Origin of the sequence: Actinomadura sp. 7K507 (assembly GCF_004348425.1) — a bacterium.
In the GTDB taxonomy this organism is placed as follows: domain Bacteria; phylum Actinomycetota; class Actinomycetes; order Streptosporangiales; family Streptosporangiaceae; genus Spirillospora.
In genome coordinates, this window is sequence record NZ_SMKK01000078.1 from 1 (window position 1) to 20468 (window position 20468).

20 protein-coding genes are annotated in these 20468 nt (G+C 73.4%); 9 read left to right on the forward strand and 11 right to left on the reverse strand.

Translation table 11 applies throughout. The features are described from left to right. The first annotated feature begins 275 nt into the window (after positions 1 to 275). The 4 genes from E1285_RS19040 to E1285_RS19055 all read left to right on the forward strand — a co-directional run bounded on the left by E1285_RS19040 (position 276) and on the right by E1285_RS19055 (position 4530). Complete coding sequence (locus tag E1285_RS19040) at positions 276 to 1394, forward strand: sensor histidine kinase (RefSeq protein WP_132153888.1); 1119 nt, start codon at positions 276 to 278, stop codon at positions 1392 to 1394. After that, the gene (locus tag E1285_RS19045) at positions 1391 to 2071 is read left to right on the forward strand and encodes a response regulator transcription factor (RefSeq protein ID WP_132153890.1); all 681 of its coding nucleotides are present in this window, start codon (positions 1391 to 1393) and stop codon (positions 2069 to 2071) included. Before E1285_RS19040 ends, E1285_RS19045 begins: the two co-directional genes overlap by 4 nt. Before the next feature lie 96 nt (positions 2072 to 2167). Further along, positions 2168 to 2401 carry a hypothetical protein gene (locus tag E1285_RS19050; protein WP_132153892.1) on the forward strand — a complete coding sequence of 78 codons (234 nt, stop codon included), beginning with the start codon at positions 2168 to 2170 and terminating at the stop codon, positions 2399 to 2401. A gap of 5 nt (positions 2402 to 2406) precedes the next feature. After that, the gene (locus E1285_RS19055) at positions 2407 to 4530 is read left to right on the forward strand and encodes an MMPL family transporter (RefSeq protein ID WP_132153894.1); all 2124 of its coding nucleotides are present in this window, start codon (positions 2407 to 2409) and stop codon (positions 4528 to 4530) included. 26 nt (positions 4531 to 4556) lie between these two features. Here E1285_RS19055 and E1285_RS19060 read toward each other — a convergent pair whose 3' ends face one another. The 9 genes from E1285_RS19060 to E1285_RS19100 form a co-directional block, all read right to left on the reverse strand. Continuing rightward, complete coding sequence (locus E1285_RS19060; protein ID WP_132153896.1) at positions 4557 to 5348, reverse strand: IclR family transcriptional regulator; 792 nt, start codon at positions 5346 to 5348, stop codon at positions 4557 to 4559. A gap of 16 nt (positions 5349 to 5364) precedes the next feature. Next, positions 5365 to 6834, reverse strand: coding sequence for a dihydroorotase family protein (locus E1285_RS19065; RefSeq protein WP_132153898.1), 1470 nt, complete (start codon positions 6832 to 6834; stop codon positions 5365 to 5367). Between the two features lie 77 nt (positions 6835 to 6911). Next, on the reverse strand, positions 6912 to 7556 hold the full coding sequence (locus tag E1285_RS19070) for an aspartate/glutamate racemase family protein (protein WP_132153900.1): 645 nt from the start codon (positions 7554 to 7556) through the stop codon (positions 6912 to 6914). Continuing rightward, on the reverse strand, positions 7556 to 8956 hold the full coding sequence (locus E1285_RS19075; protein WP_207946667.1) for an MmgE/PrpD family protein: 1401 nt from the start codon (positions 8954 to 8956) through the stop codon (positions 7556 to 7558). The genes E1285_RS19070 and E1285_RS19075 overlap by 1 nt, the downstream gene beginning before the upstream one ends. Beyond that, positions 8953 to 9684: an ABC transporter ATP-binding protein gene (locus tag E1285_RS19080; protein ID WP_207946668.1), complete on the reverse strand. Its 732-nt coding sequence runs from the start codon at positions 9682 to 9684 to the stop codon at positions 8953 to 8955. The genes E1285_RS19075 and E1285_RS19080 overlap by 4 nt, the downstream gene beginning before the upstream one ends. Then, positions 9671 to 10405, reverse strand: coding sequence for an ABC transporter ATP-binding protein (locus E1285_RS19085; protein ID WP_207946669.1), 735 nt, complete (start codon positions 10403 to 10405; stop codon positions 9671 to 9673). Before E1285_RS19085 ends, E1285_RS19080 begins: the two co-directional genes overlap by 14 nt. Next, a complete protein-coding gene (locus E1285_RS19090; protein WP_132153904.1) occupies positions 10402 to 11457 on the reverse strand; it encodes a branched-chain amino acid ABC transporter permease in 1056 nt (351 codons plus the stop codon). Before E1285_RS19090 ends, E1285_RS19085 begins: the two co-directional genes overlap by 4 nt. Further along, positions 11454 to 12494, reverse strand: a complete 1041-nt coding sequence (locus E1285_RS19095; protein ID WP_132153906.1) for a branched-chain amino acid ABC transporter permease — start codon at positions 12492 to 12494, stop codon at positions 11454 to 11456. Before E1285_RS19095 ends, E1285_RS19090 begins: the two co-directional genes overlap by 4 nt. After that, the gene (locus E1285_RS19100) at positions 12491 to 13741 is read right to left on the reverse strand and encodes an ABC transporter substrate-binding protein (protein ID WP_132153908.1); all 1251 of its coding nucleotides are present in this window, start codon (positions 13739 to 13741) and stop codon (positions 12491 to 12493) included. Before E1285_RS19100 ends, E1285_RS19095 begins: the two co-directional genes overlap by 4 nt. Positions 13742 to 14003: 262 nt before the next feature. Between E1285_RS19100 and E1285_RS19105 the strand changes: the two genes are divergently transcribed. The 5 genes from E1285_RS19105 (at position 14004) to E1285_RS19125 (ending at position 19089) form a co-directional block, all read left to right on the forward strand. After that, positions 14004 to 15191 carry a CoA transferase gene (locus E1285_RS19105; RefSeq protein ID WP_132153910.1) on the forward strand — a complete coding sequence of 396 codons (1188 nt, stop codon included), beginning with the start codon at positions 14004 to 14006 and terminating at the stop codon, positions 15189 to 15191. Then, positions 15188 to 16063 (forward strand): CoA ester lyase, encoded by an 876-nt coding sequence (locus tag E1285_RS19110; RefSeq protein ID WP_132153912.1) that lies wholly within the window; start codon positions 15188 to 15190, stop codon positions 16061 to 16063. The genes E1285_RS19105 and E1285_RS19110 overlap by 4 nt, the downstream gene beginning before the upstream one ends. Next, the gene (locus tag E1285_RS19115; RefSeq protein ID WP_132153913.1) at positions 16060 to 16878 is read left to right on the forward strand and encodes a cyclase family protein; all 819 of its coding nucleotides are present in this window, start codon (positions 16060 to 16062) and stop codon (positions 16876 to 16878) included. The genes E1285_RS19110 and E1285_RS19115 overlap by 4 nt, the downstream gene beginning before the upstream one ends. Then, complete coding sequence (locus E1285_RS19120) at positions 16875 to 18284, forward strand: MmgE/PrpD family protein (protein ID WP_243722899.1); 1410 nt, start codon at positions 16875 to 16877, stop codon at positions 18282 to 18284. Before E1285_RS19115 ends, E1285_RS19120 begins: the two co-directional genes overlap by 4 nt. 73 nt (positions 18285 to 18357) lie before the next feature. Next, positions 18358 to 19089, forward strand: a complete 732-nt coding sequence (locus tag E1285_RS19125) for an amino acid racemase (protein WP_132153915.1) — start codon at positions 18358 to 18360, stop codon at positions 19087 to 19089. A 39-nt stretch (positions 19090 to 19128) separates the two neighbouring features. On the opposite strand, the gene E1285_RS19130 is transcribed toward E1285_RS19125, so the two are convergent. Both E1285_RS19130 and E1285_RS19135 read right to left on the reverse strand, forming a co-directional pair. Continuing rightward, positions 19129 to 19716 (reverse strand): GNAT family protein, encoded by a 588-nt coding sequence (locus tag E1285_RS19130; RefSeq protein WP_132153917.1) that lies wholly within the window; start codon positions 19714 to 19716, stop codon positions 19129 to 19131. Further along, entirely contained in the window at positions 19709 to 20380 is a 672-nt protein-coding gene (locus E1285_RS19135; protein ID WP_243722900.1) for a carboxymuconolactone decarboxylase family protein, read from the reverse strand. The genes E1285_RS19130 and E1285_RS19135 overlap by 8 nt, the downstream gene beginning before the upstream one ends. Positions 20381 to 20468 lie beyond the last annotated feature (88 nt).

Consider the following 20468-nt stretch of genomic DNA (forward strand, 5'->3'; position numbering starts at 1 on the left):
GGCGGGGAGCGGCCGGTGCTGCGGGACGCGCAGCTCGCCGAGAGCGGGCGCGGGCTGCAGATCGTCGACGCGCTCGCGGTCCACTGGGGACACCGGCCCGACGGGCCGCGCACCACGGTGTGGGCCGAGTTCCCCGCCCGGGTGCGGCGCTGAGCCGTCTACACCCGTGGTTGCGGTTCGGCCGCGCGAATGTACAACGAGAGTTGCGGAGCGCCCGCGCCGTTCGCGCCGCGAGGTGGGTATGGCCAGGCCAGGGCGCCGTCTAGGCTGATCGCATGGGTGGTTGGCCGGGGTTGCGCGGCAGGTTGACGGACAAGGCCGTGGCCACCGGCGTCCTGATCCTGGTGATCGCCGGCAGCCTGCGGCCGCTGATCGTCCCGGGGAGTGAACCGTGGGGGATCACCGTCCTCACGTTCGCACTGATCGTCATCGGCTGCGGAGCCCTGTACTTCAGCCGCCGCTTTCCCGTCGCGGCCGCGCTCGTGGCGGTGGCGGCCACGGGCGCCTACTACATCCTCAGCCTGTTCGACGGGCCGCTGATGATCGCCCCGATCGTCGCGCTGTACATGATCGCGGCCCAGGGGCGGCTCCAGGCGGCCGTCGCCGTCGCCGCGGTGATCGTCATCGGGACGGGGGCCGGGACGCTCTCGGGCAACGGGGACGTCAACTCGGTCGCCCTGTTCATGCTGACCGGGTGGATCGTGGCGATGGTGGCGCTGGGCTGGGTCCGGCACAGCCGCCGCGTCTACATGCGGGAGGCCGAGCAGCGCGCGGCCGGGGAGGAACGGCTGCGCATCGCCCGCGAGCTGCACGACGTCGCCGGGCACCACATCTCGCTCATCAACGTCCAGGCCGGGACGGCACTGCACCGGTTCAAGCGGGACCCGGCGCAGGCGCAGGAGGCCCTCGCGGCGATCAAGGAATCGAGCCGGGACGCCCTGCGCGACCTGCGCGCGACGATCGGGGTGCTGCGGGGTGACGACGAGGGCGCGCCGACCGCGCCCGCTCCCGGAATCGACCGGATCGGCGAGCTCGTCGAGTCGGCGCGGGCGGCCGGGCTCACGGTCCGCGCCCGCGTCACGGGCGGCGGCGGGCCGCTGCCCACCGGCGTGGAGCTGGCCACGTACCGCATCGTCCAGGAATCACTCACCAACGTCGTCCGGCACGCCTCCGCCACCACGGTCACCGTGTGCGTCGAGCGAGGGGTGCGGGAGGTGGTCGTCGAGGTCGCCGACGACGGCCGCGGCCCGGTGCCGGGCGCCTCCGGGTCCGGCGTCCACGGGATGCGGGAGCGGGCCCGTGCGCTGGACGGCGAACTGACCGCGGGTCCGGGGCCGGACGGCGGCTTCCTCGTCCGGGCCCGCCTCCCCCACTCCCCCGAAGGACAACGATGATCAAGGTTCTGCTGGCCGACGACCAGCGGCTGGTGCGCGCCGGATTCGGCTCCATCCTCGACGACGAGGACGACATCACGGTGGCCGGTGAGGCCGCGGACGGCGAGCAGGCCCTCGCCGCGTGCCGCGAGCTGCACCCGGACGTGGCGTTGATGGACATCCGGATGCCCGGCATGGACGGCCTGGAGGCCACCCGGCGGATCACCGCCGACCGGCGGCTCGACGGCGTGAGGGTCGTCATCCTGACCACGTTCGACCTCGACGAGTACGTCTACGGCGCGCTCCGGGCCGGCGCCGCCGGTTTCCTGCTCAAGGACACCGATCCGGAGGAGCTGATCCACGCGGTGCGGGTCGTGGCGCGCGGGGACGCGCTGATCACCCCGTCGGTCACCCGCAGGCTGATCGCCGAGTTCGCCGGGCGGGTCGACACCCCCGTCCCGAGTCCGCGGCTGAAGGCCCTCACCGACCGCGAGCGCGAGGTCATGCTGCTGGTCGCCGCGGGGCTCAGCAACGACGAGATCGCCGCCCGCCTCGTCCTCAGCCCGGCCACGGCCAAGACCCATGTCAGCCGCATCATGTCCAAGCTGGACGTCCGCGACCGCTCGCAGCTGGTCGTCCTCGCCTACGAGTCCGGCATGGTCAACCCGAGCTGGATGACCGGCGGGTCGCAACCGTAGGTGTACGCGGGCCGCGGGCCCGCAACCGGTGGGGTACGGCAGGTGACGGCCGGAGGCCGATGCCGCGCGGCGTGCCGTGAGCCGAGTCTTGCCGGTATGAGCAGAGCATCCGCGCAAGCCACCGGCGCCGCCGTCGGCTTCCTGGTCGGGGGAGCCGCGGGCTTCTTCCTGACCGAGACGGTGGGCGCCTTCTTCCATTTCATCCTCGACCGCACCCTCGACGTGGACGGCACCGGCGGCCTGCTGGCCGCGTTCATCGCCGTGCCGGTCCTGTGCGCCGTGCTCGGCGCCGTCGTCGGGGCCCGCCGCGCAAACCGCCAGGGAGGCTGAACGCGATGACCTCGAACACGCGCACCACGGACACGGCCGCGGGAGGCACGCGTACGGGCAGGTTCGGCCGCCTGGCCGCCTGGTCGCAGCGCCACCGGTGGGTCGCCCTGCTGCTGTGGGTGGTGGTGGTCGCGGGGATCACGGTCGGCTCGCAGGCCGCCGGCACCGCCTACCACAACGACTTCTCGCTGCCCGGAACCGATTCCCAGGCCGCCTCCGACCTGATGGAGGAGCACGGCTCGCTCCAGGCGGGCGCCGCCATCCAGATCGTCCTCAAGGACGACCAGGGGCTGAGCGGCGACCAGGCGGCCATCGACGGCATGGTGAGCAAGGTCCGGGAGCTGCCGAGCGTCGCCGACGTCCAAGCCCCCGGCCAGGGGAGCATCTCGGCGGACGGCAAGATCGGCTACGCGGCCGTCACCCTCGACGGTTCGGCCGAGGATGTCCCGTCCGAGCACGTCACCGAGATCATCGACACCGCGAAGGCCGTCGGCGGCGACGGTCTCCAGGTCGAGCTCGGCGGGGACCCCGTCCGGACCGCGGAGGAAGGAGGCGGCGGCGCCGCCGAGGGAGCCGGGATGCTCGCCGCGCTGGTCATCCTGATCCTGCTGTTCGGCTCGATCGTGGCGGCCGCGGTCCCGCTGGTCACCGCGCTGTTCGCGGTCGGCGGCGCGGTCGGGCTCATCGCGCTGGCCTCGCACGTGTTCACGGTCGCCGACTTCACCCCGCCGATCATGATGCTGATCGGGCTGGGCGTCGGCGTGGACTACGCGCTGCTGATCTTCTACCGCTACCGGCACGAGCTCAGGCGCGGGCTCGACCGGGCGGACGCGGCCCGCTACGCGCTGGACGCGGCCGGCCGGACGGTCTTCTTCGCCGGCTGCACCGTCATCATCGCGCTGCTCGGCCTGATCATCCTCGGCCTGGGGGCGCTCCAGGGGGTCGCGCTGGCCGTGGCGCTGACCGTGCTGGTCACCATGGCGGCGTCGCTGACGCTGCTGCCCGCCCTCCTGGCGGTGTTCGGCGGCCGCATCCAGCGGCAGGTCCTCAAGCGCGCGGACCGCTCCAGGGACGAGGGGTGGCGGCGGCTGGCCGCGGCCGTCCAGCGGCGGCCCGTTCCCGCGCTGCTCGTCGCCGTCGCGGCCCTGCTCGCGCTGTCCGCTCCGGCGCTCGACATGCGGCTCGGTTTCGCCGACGCGGGCAACGACTCCGCGTCGTCCACCTCCCGGCAGGCCTACGACCTGATGGCGGAGGGGTTCGGCCCCGGCACCAACGGCCCCCTGGTCATCGTCACCGAGGGCTCGGCCGCGCAGCTCCAGCAGACCCTCGACCGGACGGAGGGCATCGCCGGGACGACCCCGCCCTTCCAGTCGCAGGACGGCGCGGTGTCCACCGTTCTCGCGTTCCCCGAGACCGCGCCGCAGGACGAGGCCACCGGCGACCTCGTGCACGACCTGCGCGACGACGTGCTTCCGGCCCTGTCCCAGCAGACCGGGACCGAGTACCTGGTCGGCGGGCCCACGGCCGCCGCCCAGGACTTCGCCGACTCGGTCTCGGAACGGATGCCGCTGTTCGTCGCCGTGGTCGTCGGCCTGTCCGCGGTGCTGCTGATGGTGGTGTTCCGCTCGCTCCTGATCCCCCTCAAGGCGGCGGCGCTCAACCTGCTGTCGATCGCCGCCGCGCTGGGCGCCATCACGCTGGTCTTCCAGGACGGCCGGTTCGGCGCCCAGCCCGGCCCCATCGAGTCGTTCATCCCGGTGATGATCTTCGCGATCGTGTTCGGCCTGTCGATGGACTACGAGGTGTTCCTCGTCTCGCGCATCCACGAGGAATGGGAACGCAGCGGGGATCCGGCGCACGCCGTCCGTGAGGGCCTGGCCGCCACCGGCAAGGTCATCACCGCGGCCGCCGCCATCATGATCGTCGTGTTCGCGGCGTTCATCCTGAGCCCCGACCGGATGCTGCAGCAGTTCGGCCTGGGCCTCGCCGTCGCGATCCTCCTGGACGCGGTGGTGATCCGCTGCCTGATCGTCCCCGCGGTCATGCAGCTCCTCGGGAAGCACGCCTGGTGGCTTCCCGGCCCCGTGGCGAAGCGCCTCCCGAAGGTCCAGCTGGAACGCCCGAGCTGAGACCGGCCGGCCGCTGCCGCACCCCGCTACCGGTGGGTCGTCCAGGTGAGAGTGATCGCCTCGGCCGCCTCGCGGACGAGGGTGCGGTAGCGGTCGATGGTCTCGGGGGTGAAGCGGTGGCGGGGCCCGCAGACGCTGATGGAGCCGTGGACCTCGCCGTCCGGGCCGAAGAGGGGCGCGGCGACCGACCCGGCGTCGGCCTGCCGCTCGCCGAGCGAGACCGCGACGCCCTCCCGGGCGGTTTCGGCGAGCAGGGCGCGGAGTTCGGCCAGGTCGACGACCGTCCGGTCGGTGAGGGCGGCCAGGGGGCCGGAGAAGAACGCCTCGCGGCGGTCCTCGGGGAGGAACGCCAGGATCACCCGGCCCGACGAGCCCGCGTGCAGGGGGAACCGGCGGCCGACCTCCACCGTCATCTTGACCTCGTGGGGGCTCTCGAACTGGTCGAGGTAGACGCGCTCGTCCCCGACGAGGCCGGACAGGGTGGTCGTCTCGCCGGTCTCGTCCCGCAGGCGGCGCAGGACGGGCGCGGCGGCGTTGCGGACGTTGAACCCGCGCAGCGCGCTCACGCCGAGCGCGACGGCGGCGGGGCCGAGCCGGTAGCCCGCCGGACCGGACTCCAGCACCTCACGTGAAACGAGGGACTGGAGGATCCGGTACACGACGGCCTTGGAGATGCCGAGCTCGCGGCTGATGGCGCTGACGCCCAGGTGCTCGGGTCCGCCGGCGAACAGCAGCAGGACGTCCGCGACCCGCCCGGCGACCTCGGTCCCTCCCTGGGCGGACGCTGCCGGCTGCGCGGTGGCGGTCTGGTCGGTCACGGCACGATCCTAGGGTTCACCGGCCGCGGCGGAGGTAGCGGCCGACGGGGTCCCCGGCGATGCGGCCGTCGGCGTAGACGCGGTGGCCGCGGACGAACGTGTCGGTCACCCTCGCCGTCATGGGGAAGCCTTCGAACGGCGTGTACTCCTGCGTGGACTCGGAGTCGGCGGCGCGGACGGTCCAGGAGACGTCGGGGTCCACGAGGGCGATGTCGGCGTCGTAGCCCTCGGCGATGGTGCCCTTGTTGAGCAGGCCGTAGCGGCGGGCCGGGTTCCAGGACGTGAGCTGGGCGACGCGCTGGAGCGGCAGCCCGCGCTTGAGGCCCTCGCCGACGAGTCCGGGCAGCAGGTACTCGGCGCCGCCGAAGCCGGACTTGGCGAGGAAGATGTCGTCGCGGTCGGCGCCGAACTTCATCTCGTCGCGGCAGCAGGCGTGGTCGCTGACGACCCAGTCGACCTCGCCGGCCAGGACGTGCCGCCAGAGCGCCTCGACGTCCGCGCGGTCGCGCAGCGGCGGGTTGACCTTGCCGCCGAGGCCGTGGGCGGTGTCGACGTCGGCGAGGAGGTGGCCGATCGTGACCTCGCGGCGGAAGTCGATGTGCGGGAACGCGCCGGCCATGGTGAGGGCCGCCGACAGCGCCTTCTCCGACGACAGGTGCAGCAGGTTGATGTTGGGCAGCCCGGTCTCGTGCGCGAGGTAGGACGCGATGGTGACGGCGAGGCCCTCCGAGTGCGGCGGGCGGGACGCGCTGTAGGCGCGCAGGCCGGTGAGGGTCCCCTCCTGCTCGACCATCCGGGTGTAGGCGGTCATGATCTCGGCGGTCTCGCAGTGCAGCGAGAGCGAGATGTGCGGCGCGTAGTCGCCGAGCTGCTCGCGGGCCTTCTGGACGCCGCGCATGACGAACTCGAAGTGCGCGACGTCGTAGCGCTCCTCGGGCGGCGTCATGAGGAAGTCGCTCTGGCTCGACGAGCGCCCGTGCAGGCCGTGGCTCCCGTAGAACATGAAGATCTTGAACGAGGTGACGCCGTGCTCCTCGACCAGGTACGGGATCTCGTCGATGTGCTCGGCCATCATCGGCGCGAGGTGGAACGCGTAGTCGACGTGGGACTTGCCTTCCGCGGCGCTCAGGACCTCGGGGAAGAACTCGCGGTACGGGCCGCCCTTGTTCAGGTAGTACTGGCCGGTGCGCATGTAGGTCAGCGCCGTGGTGACGCCGCCCTGCGCGCCGGCGCGGCTCTCGGTGCGGGTGTCGGTGCCGAGCTCGTTGTAGATGCCCCAGTGCTGGTGGGCGTCCACGACGCCGGGGAAAGCGAGCCGCCCGCCGCCGTCGATCACGGTGGCGGCGTCGTCGTCCGGCAGCCCGGGGGCGACGCGGGCGATGGTGCCGGCGTCGACGGCGATGTCGAGAAGTTCCGGCTCGCTGCCCTCGGGCGCGTCGGGACGGACCACCCGCACGTTCTTCAGCAGCAGTTCGGTCGTCGCCATGGTGTCTCCTCAGGTGTCACTGTCGGTAGGTGCGCCGGCGCGCGAGGGGGCCGGCGAGGATGAGGTCGGTTCCGCCGTCATGTGCTCGTCCCGATGGGCATCAGCCGCAGGGCGAGGGCGGTCGGGTCGACGACCGGGGCCTTGAGGCGGGACTCCTCGACGTCCACGGCGGAGCATCCGTTGATCACGGCGGCGGCTCCGGCGGCGGCGAGCGCGTCCACGGCCTCGCCGAGGGCGGCGTTCCAGGCGCCGGTGTCGGCGATCGCGTCGAAGGGCAGGTCCATGACCGCGACCCCCGCGACCCAGGCGTCCAGCCCGTAGGCCCGGAGGCGGCGGCCCAGCTCCGCGCCGATCGCCTCGTTCCGGACCACCGCACCGAATGGGATGTTCTTCGCAGCAAGGTGCATACTACTCAGCTTGAGCAGGCCGTTCACCGGGACCCCCGGCTCGGCGGCGGGGCCGGGGCCATCGGGGACCGCCGGGTCGAGGACGCAGTCGGGGAACGCGACGTCCCAGCCGCCGCCCGCCCGGTCCAGCGCGGCGGCGACCGCGCGCTCGGACGCGCGGATCGACGGCTCGTCGTCCAGCGCTCGGGGCGCGGCCGGGCCGACGTCGCGCAGCTCGACCGCCAGGCCGGGCGGGGCGAGCCGGTCGTAGCGGTCCTGCCGCCGCCGGATCTCCTCCGGCGGCAGGTGGATCGGCGTCATCGCCAGGGCGCGCATCAGTTCGGCTCCTCTCTGCGGGACGGCCGGCCTCCGGCGCCCGCGAGTCCGCGCAGCCGCTCGCCGACGCGGTCCAGGGCGGGCAGGTCGCGGGCGAAGGCGGCCGCCCGGCCGACCAGTTCCTCCCGCCCTGGCAGCCATCCCTCCAGCAGGGTCAGGAGATCTTGCTCGCCCAGGGGGTGGTGGTCGGCGTCACCGACCGGGTTGGGCACCTCGCGGGTGCGGACGGTCCCGTCGTCGAGCTCGACGGTCACCCGGGCGGCGCGCTCGCCGGGGAGGCGCGCGGTCAGGTCGTCCGCCACGACGAGCCGGACCCGCCGGGCGAGACTCCGCAGCGCCGGGTCGTCCCGGCGTTCCAGCACGCGGGGGCCGGCCTCGCCCTCCAGCACGGCGGCGGCGACGACGAACGGCTGCGAGAACATCGCCGACAGCCGCCCGTCCCACTCCGCCGAGGCCAGCCCGCCGCCGAGCGCGTGCGTCTCCACGACGATCCCGGTGATCCGGGACGGGTCGAGCCCGCCGCGGAGGCCCAGCACGGCGTCCGCGCCGGGATGGGTGAACGAGCAGGAGGCGTGCCGCTTGAAGTATCCGCTGGTGACGTCCCAGCGGGTGCCGAGGGCGCCGGTCAGCTCGGACGGATCGAACTCGCCGAGCAGGCCGCCGAGCGACAGCGCCGCGGTCCCGGTGTTGCGGGCGGCTCCGGCGGCGGCCATCCGGGCGGCCACCAGGCCGGACAGGTTGGAGGCGCCCATCCAGGCGTCCCGCACCGGGTTCCCGTCCGTCGCGGACGTGAAGTGGCCCGCGACCGGCAGCCCCGCCCCGGTGTCGATCGCCGCGGCGGTCGCCCCGGGGCCGAGGCCGAGCAGCCGGGCGCACCCGGCGGCGGCGCCGGCCACGCCCCAACTCCCGTGCGGGTGCGCGCCCAGCCGCAGCCGGGAGGCGCGCCCGAACCTGGACGCGGTCTCGTAGGCCGCGAGCAGGGCGGCGGCCGTGTCGGCGCCGGTGGCGTCCAGCTCCGCAGCCAGCGCCAGGACGGCCGGGAACCCGTGTGCCGCCGGATGCCCCTTCGCGTACTTGTTGCCCTCGTCCAGCTCCAGGCAGACCAGGGCCGTCGCGTTCAGCCACGCGGCGGCGTCCGCCGAGGCGCAGCGGCCCGCGCCGATGAGGGGGGCGGGACCGTCCGAGGCGCGCCAGGACGACCGCAGCGCCGCCTGCTCGTCCAGCGCGGCGCCGACGGCGGTGACTCCGGCGACGTTGAGCAGGACCAGCGACAGCCGGTCGAGCACCCGGCGCGGCACGGCCGCCACGGCCAGGCCGGAGACCCACTCCCCCAGCCCGGCCGTCGCGGCCGCCGCGCGCCGCACCGACTCCGCGTCCGGTGCCCGCTCCACGTTCGTCACAGCCCCAGGTACGCCTTCCTGACCTCGGCGGAGCCGGCCAGCTCCGCGCCCGTCCCGTGCAGCACGGTCGAGCCGCTCTCCAGCACGTAGGCTCGGTCGGCGATGCCGAGCGCCTGCTTGGCGTTCTGCTCGACGAGCAGCACCGAGACGCCGGTGTCGCGGATCCGCTTGACCGCGTCGAGCACCGACCAGGTCAGCTTGGGCGCGAGTCCGGTGGACGGCTCGTCCAGCAGCAGCAGCCGGGGGCGGGCCATCAGCGCGCGGCCGATCGCGAGCATCTGCTGCTGCCCGCCGCTGAACGTCTGCGCGACCTGCGCGCGGCGCTCGCCGAGGACGGGGAACAGCTCGAACACCTCGCGCATGCTCGCCGCGGCCTCGTCGGCGCCGCGGGTCCACGCGCCCATCCGCAGGTTCTCCTCGACGGTGAGGGTGCCGAACAGGGCACGGTCCTCGGGGACGTGCACCAGGCCGTCCCGGACGAGCTGGTCCGGGCGGCGCCCGGCCGTGGACGCCCCCGCGAACCTGATCGTCCCGGACATCGGGCGGAGCTGGCCGCAGACGGCGCGCAGCGTCGTGGTCTTGCCCGCCCCGTTCGCGCCGACGAGCGCGACGATCTCCCCTTCGCCGAGGCGCAGGTCGATGTCGTGGAGGATCTGCATGCGGCCGTAGCCGCAGCACAGCTTCTCGATCGTCAGCACGTCGGCGTCCCGCGCCTCAGTCTTCGGCATCGTCCGGCTCCTCTCCGAGGTACGCCTCGATCACCCGCGGGTCGGAGGTGACCCCCTCGGCGGACCCGCTGGCCAGGACCTTGCCCTGGTCCAGGACGAGGACCCGGTCCGACAGCCGCATGACGGCGGCCATGATGTGCTCGATGAACAGCAGCGTGGTCCCGTCCTCCTCGCGCAGGGCGGCGAGCAGGTCGAGGACGGGTTCGCGTTCGGCGGGCACGAGGCCGGCGAGCACCTCGTCCAGCAGCAGGACCTTCGGCCGCATCGCCAGCGCCCGTGCGAGTTCCAGGCGCTTCAGCCCGGCCGTGGGCAGCTCGGTGGCGTTGTGGTACGCCCAGTCGCCGAGCCCGACGCGCTCCAGCACGTCCATCGCGTCCTTGCGCAGGTCGCGCGGCGACCGGCGGCGGTGCTGGGCGGCGAGGACGGCGTTCTCCAGGACGGTCATGCTCCCGAACGGCCGCATGAGCTGGAACGTCCGGACCATGCCGGCGCGGGCTATCCGGTCGGGCGGGGAGCCGGTGACGTCCCGGTCGCCGAACACGACCCGTCCGGTGTCGGGGGCGAGGGCACCGGAGATCACGTTGAACAGGGTGGTCTTGCCGGCGCCGTTCGGGCCGATGATGCCGAGGATCTCGCCCTGCCCGACCTGGAAGTCGACGTCCGACAGCGCCCGCAGGCCGCGGAAGCCCTTGCCGACGCCGGAGACGCTCAGGAGACTCATCTGCGCCACCTCTCGGTGATCGTGCCGACGATCCCCTTCGGCAGGAGCCGGACGATCAGGATGAGCAGGACCGCGTACACCGCGACGTCCAGGCCGCTGCGTCCCTGCAGGAAGTTCAGGAAGTCCGGCGGTGTGCGCAGGAGCGTGGCGGTCACGTCCGACAGCGCGCCGAGGATGACCGCGCCGACGATCGGGCCCCAGACGGTGCCGATGCCGCCGATCACCACGGTCGCGATCGCCTGGATCGACACCGACGACCCGAACGCCAGGTCCGGGTTCACGAACAGGTAGTACTGCGTGTAGAAGGCCCCGGCGACCGCGGTGATCGCCGCCGACAGCGCGACGGTGGCCAGCTTGTAGCGCATGACGGGCGTGCCGAGCGAGGCCGCGGCGAGTTCGTCGTCGCGGATCGCGGTGACGTAGCGTCCCGTCCGCGAGTACAGGAACACGATGCTGACCAGGGCGGCCAGCCCGGCGAGGCCGAGCGCGATCCAGAAGTACATCGGCGAGTCCGCCGCGAACTGGATCTTCCAGAGCGAGGAGCCCTGGATCAGCGGGACCGTGAACCCGACCGCCTTGTTGGTGAACTCCGTCGTCGTGACGATCAGCCGGAGCATCTCCGCGAAGGCGAACGTCGCCAGCGCGAAGTAGGCGCCCTTGAGCTTGTAGCGGAACGAGAAGTAGCCGATGACGACCGCGACCGCGGCGGCGACGGCCATCCCGGCGAGCATCCCGATCCACGGGGAGACGCCGTGCTCCACCAGCAGGTACGCGCTGGTGTACGCGCCGAGGCCGAAGAACGCGGCGTGCCCGAAGCTGAACATGCCGCCGAACCCGCTCATCACGTTCCAGCCGATGGCCATCATCGCGAAGATCAGGATGCGGACCGCGACGGCGCCCTGCGCGGGCGGCAGGAGCAGCGGCAGCGGGATCGCGAGGAGGAGCAGCACCGCGAGTACCGCGAACTGCCGGTTCTGCGGGCGCAGCGGCGGCGCCTTCGCCCGGCGCGACGCGCCCGCGCCCTGGCGGCCGGTGATGGTGAGCCCGGTCATGCGCCGCCTCCCTCTCCCGCCGCCCTGCCGAACAGGCCCTGCGGCCGCAGGAACAGCACGAGCACGAAGACGATGAACACGCCGAGCAGCGAGCTCTGGCCGTCCATGTAGATGGTGGTGAGCTGCTCGACCAGCCCGATGAGGAGCCCGCCGACGAGCGCGCCGGCGACGTTGCCCATGCCGCCGAGCACGACCACGACGAACGCGGTGATGTTGAACTGCTCGCCGAGCGTCGGCGTCACCGTGACCAGCGGCGCCGCCAGGACCGCGGCGGCCCCGGCGCAGGCCGTCCCGATCCCGAACGTGACGGTGTGCACCCGCCGGACGTTCACGCCGACCAGTTCGGCGCCCTGCCCGTTCGCGGCGACCGCGCGGATCGCCGTCCCGAACCTGGTGCGGCGCAGCAGCCAGAACAGCGCCGCGCCGATCAGCAGCGCGCCGGCGAACGCGTACAGCCGCCCGCCCGCCACGACCGCGCCGAACAGGTCGAACTGGAAGTCGCCGGGAAGCGCGACGTTCTTGGGCTCGGCGCCGAAGAACATCAGGAGCCCGTTCTCCAGCAGCAGCGCCAGGCCGAGCGTGATGAGCAGCTGGTTCTCCAGCGACGCCCCGCCCGCCCCGGACAGCAGGGTCCGGTGCACGGCCGCGCCGATGAGGAACAGCGCGGGAACCGCGATGAGCAGTGTGAGATAGGGGTGCAGCCCGGTGGCCTGCACGACGCCGAACGCGATGAACATCGCGATGGCCAGCAGGGCCCCGTGCGCGAAGTTGACGATGTCCAGCACACCGAAGATCAGTGTCAGGCCCATCGCGATGAGCCCGTACAGCCCGCCCATCAGCAGGCCGGTGACCACCGACTGCCAGACGACCAGGCCGCTGCCGGACTGGACCAGGGCGACCGCGATCGCGACCGCCACCGCGCCTCCGATGACGGCGGCGCGCTTGAGGACCGTCCCGGTCACGCCGTCGCGGAGCGGCGCGAGACGTCCGGCGGGAGGCGGGGTAGGGGGATCTGTCTTGGTTGCGATGTCGCTCATTGCCGCCACGTCACCGAGTAGTTGGGCTTGGCTTCGGCCTTATCCGGCGGATAGACCTGCTTGACCCGCCCTTCCTGGATCTGCATGAGGATGGGCAGGGCGTTCCGGTTGTCGCCGTTGGGGGCGAACGCGATCGGGCCCGCGCCGACCGTCATGGGCCGCACCCGGGAGGACGCGATCCCTTCGCGTACCTCCTGCATGTCGGTGGAGCCCGCGCGCTCCACGCCCTGCGCGATCACCTGGACCGCGTCGTAGGACAGGACCGCGCCCGTGCGCATCGGGTCGCCGTAGCGCCGCCGGTACTCGGCGCGCAGCTCGGCCGTCTCCTGACTCTGGGCGTCGAAGTGGTAGTTGGTGCTGAAGTACCGCTCGCCGATGTCGCCGGCCTCGGCGACGAACTTCGGCTGGTCGAAGGCGCCGTTCGACACGCCCCACACGGCGTCCAGATCGGGTTTCACCGCGTTGATGGCCTTGGCCGCCAGCAGGCTGTCGCGGTAGTAGCCCGCGACCGCGAGCACGTTCGCGCCGGACGCCTTGACCTGGGTGACCTGCGCGGTGAGGTCGGACACGGTCAGCGCGTCGTAGCTGATGTTCGGGCCGACCTCGATCCCGAGCTTCTCCGCCGCCTCGGTGAACGCCTCGGCGGCGCCGCTTCCGAAGTCGGTCTGCTCGTGCAGGAACGCCACCTTCGCCACCGGCTTGCCGGCCTCCTGCGACACCTGCTTGAGGTAGCGGGCGGCGGCCTCGGAGATGGCGGCGCTGCCGGGCTGGACCCGGAACGAGTACCGGTAGCCGTTCGAGAAGATCGCGTCGGTCGCGGTGACGTCCATCACGAACGGCACCTCGTTGCGTTCGGCGACGACCGCGACGTTGGTGCTGACGGCGCTCTGGTAGGTGCCGACGAGGCCGACGGCCCCCTCGGAGATGAGGCGCTGGGCCTCGCTCTGGCCGACCTCCGCCTTGCCCTGCGTGTCCCCGGTCGCCAGTTCGACCTTGCGTCCGCCGAGGGACTTGATGCCGCCCGCGGCGTTGATCGCCTCGACCGCCATCGCGGCGCCGCGGCGCATCTGCTGGCCGTCGACCGCGTTGGCGCCGCTGACCGGGTGCAGGGCGCCGATCTTGAGCGGTCCCTCGTCGCGTCCGGCCGCCGTCCCGGCCGCGCCGGACGGCGCCGAGCCGCCGCAGCCCGCCGCGGCCAGCAGGAACGCGCAGGCGGCGAGCCCGGCGGTGAGCTTACGAGCCGACATCCGTCTCCTCCGCCATGACGCCGGCGGCGATGCGCCGGCTGCTGCCGTTCCCCTCAGATCATTCGTTCCGCTTAGAGGAACGTTGGGGGTTGGTCCGTTATCGTGACACCCATCAGGCACTCGGTCAATCGTCGGGCCGAAAACTTGACGGAACTCGATAAACAGTGCCAACTTGGAAAGCCCGGGGCGCCCACGCGATCCGGACCTGACCTTTGAGATCGTTTCTCTAAGCGGAACATCGACGTTGAAGGCGGTACCGTCCATGACCGACGCCCTGTCCGGAGTCCGCGTCCTCGACGCGGCCACGCTCTTCGCCGGGCCGCTCGCCGCCACGCTGCTCGCCGACTACGGCGCCGAGGTCATCAAGATCGAGCACCCGAAGGGCGACCCGGTGCGCAGCCACGGTGCGCAGCGCGACGGCGTCGGGCTCTGGTGGAAGATGCTCGGCCGGGGCAAGAAGGCCATGACGCTCTACCTCGGCTCCCCCGAGGGACAGGAGCTGTTCCGCCGGCTCGTCGCCGACTCCGACGTCGTGATCGAGAACTTCCGGCCGGGCACGCTGGAGCGCTGGGGCCTCGGCCCGGACGAGCTGAAGAAGATCAACCCGGGGCTGGTGACGGCACGGGTCACCGGGTTCGGGCAGTTCGGCCCCTACTCCAAGCGCCCCGGGTTCGGGACGCTCGCCGAGGCGATGAGCGGATTCGCCGCGATCACCGGGGAGCCGGACGGCCCGCCGACCCTGCCGCCGTTCGGGCTCGCCGACGGGATCGCCGCGCTGACCACCGCCTTCGCGGTGATGACGGCGCTGCGCGCCCGGGAGGCCACCGGCGAGGGCCAGGTGATCGACCTCGCCATCATCGAGCCGATCCTCACCCTGCTCGGGCCGCAGATCATCACCTACGACCAGCTCGGCGAGCTGCAGGCCCGCACCGGCAACCGCTCGCACAACAACGCGCCGCGCAACACCTACCGGACCCGCGACGGCAGCTGGGTCGCGGTCTCCACCAGCGCCCAGTCGATCGCCGAGCGGGTCATGCGGCTGGTGGGACGGCCCGAGCTGATCGACGAGCCCTGGTTCGCGACCGGCGCCGAGCGCGCCGAGCACGCCGACGTGCTGGACGAGGCCGTCGGCTCCTGGATCGCCCAGCGGGACCGCGACGAGGTCGTCCGGGCGTTCGAGGACGCGCAGGCCGCCGTCGCCCCGATCTACAACGCCGCCGACGTCATGGCCGACCCGCAGTTCGAGGCGCTCGGCTCCATCGCGACCGTCCCGGACGACGAGCTGGGCCCGGTGAAGATGCAGAACGTCCTGTTCCGGCTGTCGCAGACGCCGGGCCGCATCGACTCGGCCGGGCCGCCGCTCGGCGCGCACACCGCCGAGGTCCTCGGCCGGTACGGGGTGGGCGAGGCGGAGCTGGACGAGCTGCGCGCCAAAAAGGTGATCAAGTGACGTCGAAGGACCCGGCGCCGCGAGATCCCGTCCCCCGGACGTGGCTGTACGTGCCCGGCGACCGCCCGGACCGCATCGGCAAGGCCCTGGACTCCGGCGCCGACAGGGTGCTCCTCGACCTGGAGGACGCCGTCGCCCCGGCCGGCAAGCAGGCCGCCCGGCGGACCGTCCTGGACACCCTGGCCGCCGGCCACACCGCGTACGTGCGGATCAACGCGCCCGCCACCCCGGACGGAGCCGACGACCTCGCGCTCCTCGCCTCCGCGCCCGGCACCCTCGCCGGGGTCCGCGTCCCCAAGAGCGAGGACCCGGACGAGCTGCGCCGGGTCGCCGACGCGCTCGGCGTCCCGGTGTTCCCCATGCTGGAGTCGGCGCTCGGCGTGGAGAACGCCCTGGCCCTGGCCTCCGCGCACCCGCTGGTCGCCGGGATCTCGCTCGGGGAGGCCGACCTGGCCGCCGACCTGCGCGTCGGCGGCGGTGACGCGCTGGCGTGGCCGCGTTCCCGCGTCGTCGTCGCCGCCCGCGCCGCCGGGCTCCCGTCGCCGCCGCAGAGCGTGTGGACAGCCGTCCGCGACCTGGACGGCCTGCGCGCCGACACGCTCGCGGGGCAGCGGGCCGGGTTCTTCGGCCGCTCGGTGATCCACCCCGCGCAGATCCCCGTCGTCCACGAGGCGTGCGTCCCCGACCCGGCGGACGTCGCGTGGGCGCGCGACCTGATGAGCCAGCTGACCGAACACGGCGACGCCGCGTGGATCGACTCCGCCGGCAGGTTCGTGGACAAGGCGGTCGTCGAGCGCGCCACCTGGCTGCTCGCCACCGCCCGAACCGACGACCCCGCCGCCGACCGCCCCGTCAAGGAAGGCAACCTATGAACTCCCAAGACCCGCTCCTCGCGGCCGTCGCCGGCGGGGTCCGGCTGATCGAGCTGGGACATCCGTTCTTCACCGGCATGCCCTGCTCCCCCAACCACCCCGGGTTCCGGATGACGCTGATCCGGCGGCACGGCGACATGGAGCGCCCGGACGGCGGCTCCGCCGCCAACGAGATCATCGTGACCGGCGGGCACGTCGGGACGCACATCGACGCGCTGTCCCACGTCAGCCACAACGGCGAACTGCACGGCGGAGTCTCCGCCGCCGACGCCCAGCGCGGCGGAGCCTTCACCTCGCACGGCGCCGAGAACCTTCCCGGCCTCCTCCGCCGGGGCGTCCTGCTGGACGTGGCGGCGCTCCACGACGTGGCGACGCTGCCGCCCGGCTACGGTGTCACCGCCGAGGACCTGGACCTCGCCGCCAAGCGGGCGGGGGTCGAACCTGGCGAGGGTGATGTCGCGCTGATCCGCACCGGGTGGGCGCGCAACTTCGGCGACACCACCGCCTACCTCGGGAAGGAGACCGGCGTGCCGGGCGCCACCACGGACGCCGCGCGCTGGCTCGCCGACCGGGGAATCGCCGCGACCGGCTCCGACACCACCGCCTACGAGCAGATCCCGGAGGGCGCCGGCCACGCCGTCCTGCCCGTCCACCGCATCCTGCTGGTCGAATCGGGGATCTTCATCCTGGAGCACCTCGACCTGGAGGCGCTCGCCGAGTCCGGGCTCCGCGAGTTCGTGTTCGTGCTCGCCCCGCTGCGGATCAAGGGCGGCACCGGCTCCCCCGTCCGTCCCCTCGCGGCGGTGACCGCGTGACCGGCGACGGTATGACCTCGGTCCAGCGTCTCGCCGCCCTGGCCGCGGACGCGGGCGAGCGCGGCCTGTCCCCCGAGCTGCGCGCCGACGCCGCCCGCCGGGTCCTGGACGCCCTGGGCAACAGCCTGGCCGCGACGGCGGAGCCGCCGGCCCGCGCCGTCGGCGACCTCGTCGCCGAGTGGGGCGGCGCCGGGCGCGCCACCGCGATCGGCACGGGCACCCGCCTCCCCGAGCCGAGCGCCGCGCTGCTGAACGGCACCCTCGCGCACTCCCTCGACTTCGACGACACGCACCTGCCGTCCGTCCTGCACCCGTCGGCCTCCGTAGTGCCCGCCGCGCTGGCCGTGGCGGAGTCCCGCGGCGCCGGCGGAGCCCTGCTGCTGGACGCGGTGGGAGTCGGCATCGAGATCACCGTCCGGCTGGGCATGGCGGGCTACGACCGCGACCTCGGCAACTCGGTGTTCTTCGAGCGCGGGCTGCACGCCACCGCGATCTGCGGCGCGGTCGGCGCCGCCGCGTCCGCCGCGATGCTGTCCGGCCTGGACGCCGCCGGCATCGCGGACGCGATGGGCATCGCCGCCAGCATGGGCTCGGGCATCCTGGAGGCCAACCGGACCGGCGGCACCGTCAAGCGGATCCACTGCGGCTGGGCCGCGCACGCCGCCGTCACGGCCGCCGGTCTCGCCCGGACCGGCATCACCGGCCCGCCCACCGTCCTCGAAGGCCGCTTCGGGTTCCTCCAGGCGTTCTGCGGCGACCAGGTCGACCTGGACGCCCTCACGTCCGGGCTGGGCGAGCACTGGGAACTGCCGGGGATCTTCTTCAAGCCCTACCCGTGCAACCACTTCACCCACGCCGGCATCGACGCCGCCCGCCGGCTGCGCGAGCGCGGGCTGGACACGGCCGGGATCGAGAGCATCGAACTCGGTGCCCCGACGCCCGTCCTCCGCACGATCGGCGAACCCCACGAGGACAAGATCCGTCCCAAGTCCGGCTACCACGCCGCGTTCTCCGGCCCCTACACGGTCGCGGCGGCGCTCCTGGGCGGCGGCGGTCTCGGCGTCTTCCACGAGGACTTCACCGACGAGGCCGCCGCGGACCCCGCCCGGCTGGCGCTGGCCGCGAAGGTGCGCTGCGTGCCCGACGCACGCTGCGACGAGATCTTCCCGCACCAGTTCCCGGCCGTCCTGCGCGTCCGGATGCGCGACGGCACCGAACTGGAGGCGCGGGTGGACGACAACCGCGGCGGCCCCGGCAACCCGCTGTCGTCCGAGGAACTGGCGACGAAGTTCCGCCTGAACGCCACCCGCTGCGTCACCGAGTCGCAGGCGGACCGGATCACCGACCTCACCTACCACCTGGCCGAGGCGGACGACCTGTCGGACCTGACGTCCCTCCTCGCCTGAACGAGTTCGCCAGGACGGGCCGGTGCGGTGATACTGGGCAAGTGATCACCGCACCGACCTGGGGGGACCTGCCGTGAAGCACCTCGGAATCCTCGCCCACAGCGCGGAAGGCGCCGCGCTGTGCCTCCGGGCCTTCTGCCAGGAGGGCTTCCGCGAACTGGGGCCCGACGACCATCCGGACGTGACGCTCGACCTCATCGCGATGGCGCGGAGCATGCCCGCCTGGGACGCCGGAGACCACGACCCGATCAAGGCGACGCTCGCCGAGAGCGTCCGGCGGCTCGCGGCGGCGGGCGCGGACTTCTTCGTGTGCCCGGACAACACCGCGCACATGGCGCTCGAACGGCCCGGCGGCGATCTGCCGCTGCCCGGCCTGCACATCGCGCGGGTCGTCGCCGGCCGCGCCGCCCGCGACGGCCGGACGCGCGTCGGCGTCCTCGGCACCCGCTACACGATGGACGGCACCGTCTACCCCCGCGAGCTGGCGGAGCGCGGCATCGCCGCCGAGGTCCCGGACGAGGCGGACCGGGCGACCGTCCACAAGATCATCTTCGATGAGCTGGTCAACGGGGTCGTCACCGAGGACGCGCGCCGCGAGTACGTGCGGATCATCGAACGCCTCGCCGAGCGCGGCTGCGACGCCGTCGCGCTCGTGTGCACCGAGATCCCGCTCCTGGTGACGCCCGGCGTTTCTCCGCTGCCCACGCTCGACTCCACCCGGCTCCTGGCCCGCGCCGCCTTCGACGTGGCGGTGGGCCGCGACCCGCTGCCCACCTGGCGCGGCGGCCCGCCCGCCGCCTCCTGACAGACACGGGGACGTACGCGGCGGACCTACAGGACGGACCTACAGGACGGCGTCGACGACGCGGCGGGATCCGATCCACCGGGAGCGGTCCGCCGAGTAGTAGGCGGCGCCGTCCGGGCCGGCCGGTCCCTCGCGGCGGCGGCGCATCCCCAGCTGCAGCGCGATCTCCGCCGACGCCGGGTTCGCCGTGTCGATCTCGGCGGTGACCCGGTGCAGGCCGACGACCCCGAACGCGTAGTCGAGCACCGCGCGGGACGCCTCGGCGGCGAGGCCCTGCCCCCAGCGTTCCGGTTCCAGGCTGTAGAGGATCTCCACGTCCACGCCGTGGCCGAGCGGCCCGTCGTGATGGCTGAGCCCCGCCACGCCGATCAGCGGCTCGCCCGGCGCGGCGCCGTCGATCCCGGCGGTCCAGCGGGCGGGGCGCAGCGCCCACAGCCCGTAGCCCTCGGTGGCGAAGTCCCGCTCGCTGGCGTCGATGATCTCGGTGACCTGGACGGCGGAGATCGTCCGGTCGGCGAACAGGTGGCGGCGGACGAGGGGGCCCGTCCAGTGCGTCAGCAGCGCGCCGTGGTCGCGCATGGTCAGCGGCTGCAGGACGAGCCGGACCGTGCGCAGGACCTCAGTCATCCCCGCCCTCCGCGGCGGGCCACTGCGGCGGGGTCTCGCCGTCCGGGACGCCCACCCGGAACACGCGCAGCTGGAGCGCCAGCGCCTTGTAGTACCCGACGAGCGTGACCAGCTCCACGAGGGCGGTACGGCCCAGCGTGGCCGCGGCCTCGGTGAACACGGCGTCGCTGAGGTCGTCCTCGGCGACGAGCTGCCGCGTCGCCTCGTAGACGACGCGTTCGCGGACGTCGGCGAGCATGGGGGCGCGCCCCTCGCGCAGCGCGGCCATCTCGTCCTCGCCGAGCCCGGCGCGGCGCCCGATCCGCTCGTGCGCGTACCACTCGTAGTCGGAGCGGACGTGCGCGGCGACGACCAGCGTCGCGATCTCCCGCTCGCGCTTGGTGAACGCGGTCCGGAAGCGCAGCGCGGCGCCGAGGTCCTGCAGCGGCAGGCCCACGGACGGGCTGTAGAGCATGGCGTTGAAGGGGCCGAGGAGGCGTCCGGACTCGTCGGCCAGGTTGGCCGGCGGGGTGCGCCCCGCGGTGCGCGGGCCGCCGGTCAGCGCCTCGTAGACGGTCCGCTGCTCGTCGCTGAGCGAGCCGGGGGTCAGCAGGGGAAGGCGGGTCGTGGACGGACCGCGCGGAGGCCGGTCGTCGGCGGGCTCACCGCTCACGGGGTCGATCACCCACCGCACGGTAGGCGGTCGGCAGGGAGTGCTCAAGTCCCCGTCCGGTATGTGGAACCCGGGCGCACGGTGACGTGGCGGTCGCGTG

Coding starts and splice junctions, on each gene's coding strand:
- E1285_RS19040 (WP_132153888.1), top strand. CDS start 276: ATGGGTGGTTGGCCGGGGTTGCGCGGCAGGTTGACGGACAAGGCCGTG.
- E1285_RS19045 (WP_132153890.1), top strand. CDS start 1,391: ATGATCAAGGTTCTGCTGGCCGACGACCAGCGGCTGGTGCGCGCCGGA.
- E1285_RS19050 (WP_132153892.1), top strand. CDS start 2,168: ATGAGCAGAGCATCCGCGCAAGCCACCGGCGCCGCCGTCGGCTTCCTG.
- E1285_RS19055 (WP_132153894.1), top strand. CDS start 2,407: ATGACCTCGAACACGCGCACCACGGACACGGCCGCGGGAGGCACGCGT.
- E1285_RS19065 (WP_132153898.1), bottom strand. CDS start 6,834: ATGGCGACGACCGAACTGCTGCTGAAGAACGTGCGGGTGGTCCGTCCC.
- E1285_RS19070 (WP_132153900.1), bottom strand. CDS start 7,556: ATGCGCGCCCTGGCGATGACGCCGATCCACCTGCCGCCGGAGGAGATC.
- E1285_RS19080 (WP_207946668.1), bottom strand. CDS start 9,684: ATGCCGAAGACTGAGGCGCGGGACGCCGACGTGCTGACGATCGAGAAG.
- E1285_RS19085 (WP_207946669.1), bottom strand. CDS start 10,405: ATGAGTCTCCTGAGCGTCTCCGGCGTCGGCAAGGGCTTCCGCGGCCTG.
- E1285_RS19090 (WP_132153904.1), bottom strand. CDS start 11,457: ATGACCGGGCTCACCATCACCGGCCGCCAGGGCGCGGGCGCGTCGCGC.
- E1285_RS19095 (WP_132153906.1), bottom strand. CDS start 12,494: ATGAGCGACATCGCAACCAAGACAGATCCCCCTACCCCGCCTCCCGCC.
- E1285_RS19100 (WP_132153908.1), bottom strand. CDS start 13,741: ATGTCGGCTCGTAAGCTCACCGCCGGGCTCGCCGCCTGCGCGTTCCTG.
- E1285_RS19105 (WP_132153910.1), top strand. CDS start 14,004: ATGACCGACGCCCTGTCCGGAGTCCGCGTCCTCGACGCGGCCACGCTC.
- E1285_RS19115 (WP_132153913.1), top strand. CDS start 16,060: ATGAACTCCCAAGACCCGCTCCTCGCGGCCGTCGCCGGCGGGGTCCGG.
- E1285_RS19130 (WP_132153917.1), bottom strand. CDS start 19,716: ATGACTGAGGTCCTGCGCACGGTCCGGCTCGTCCTGCAGCCGCTGACC.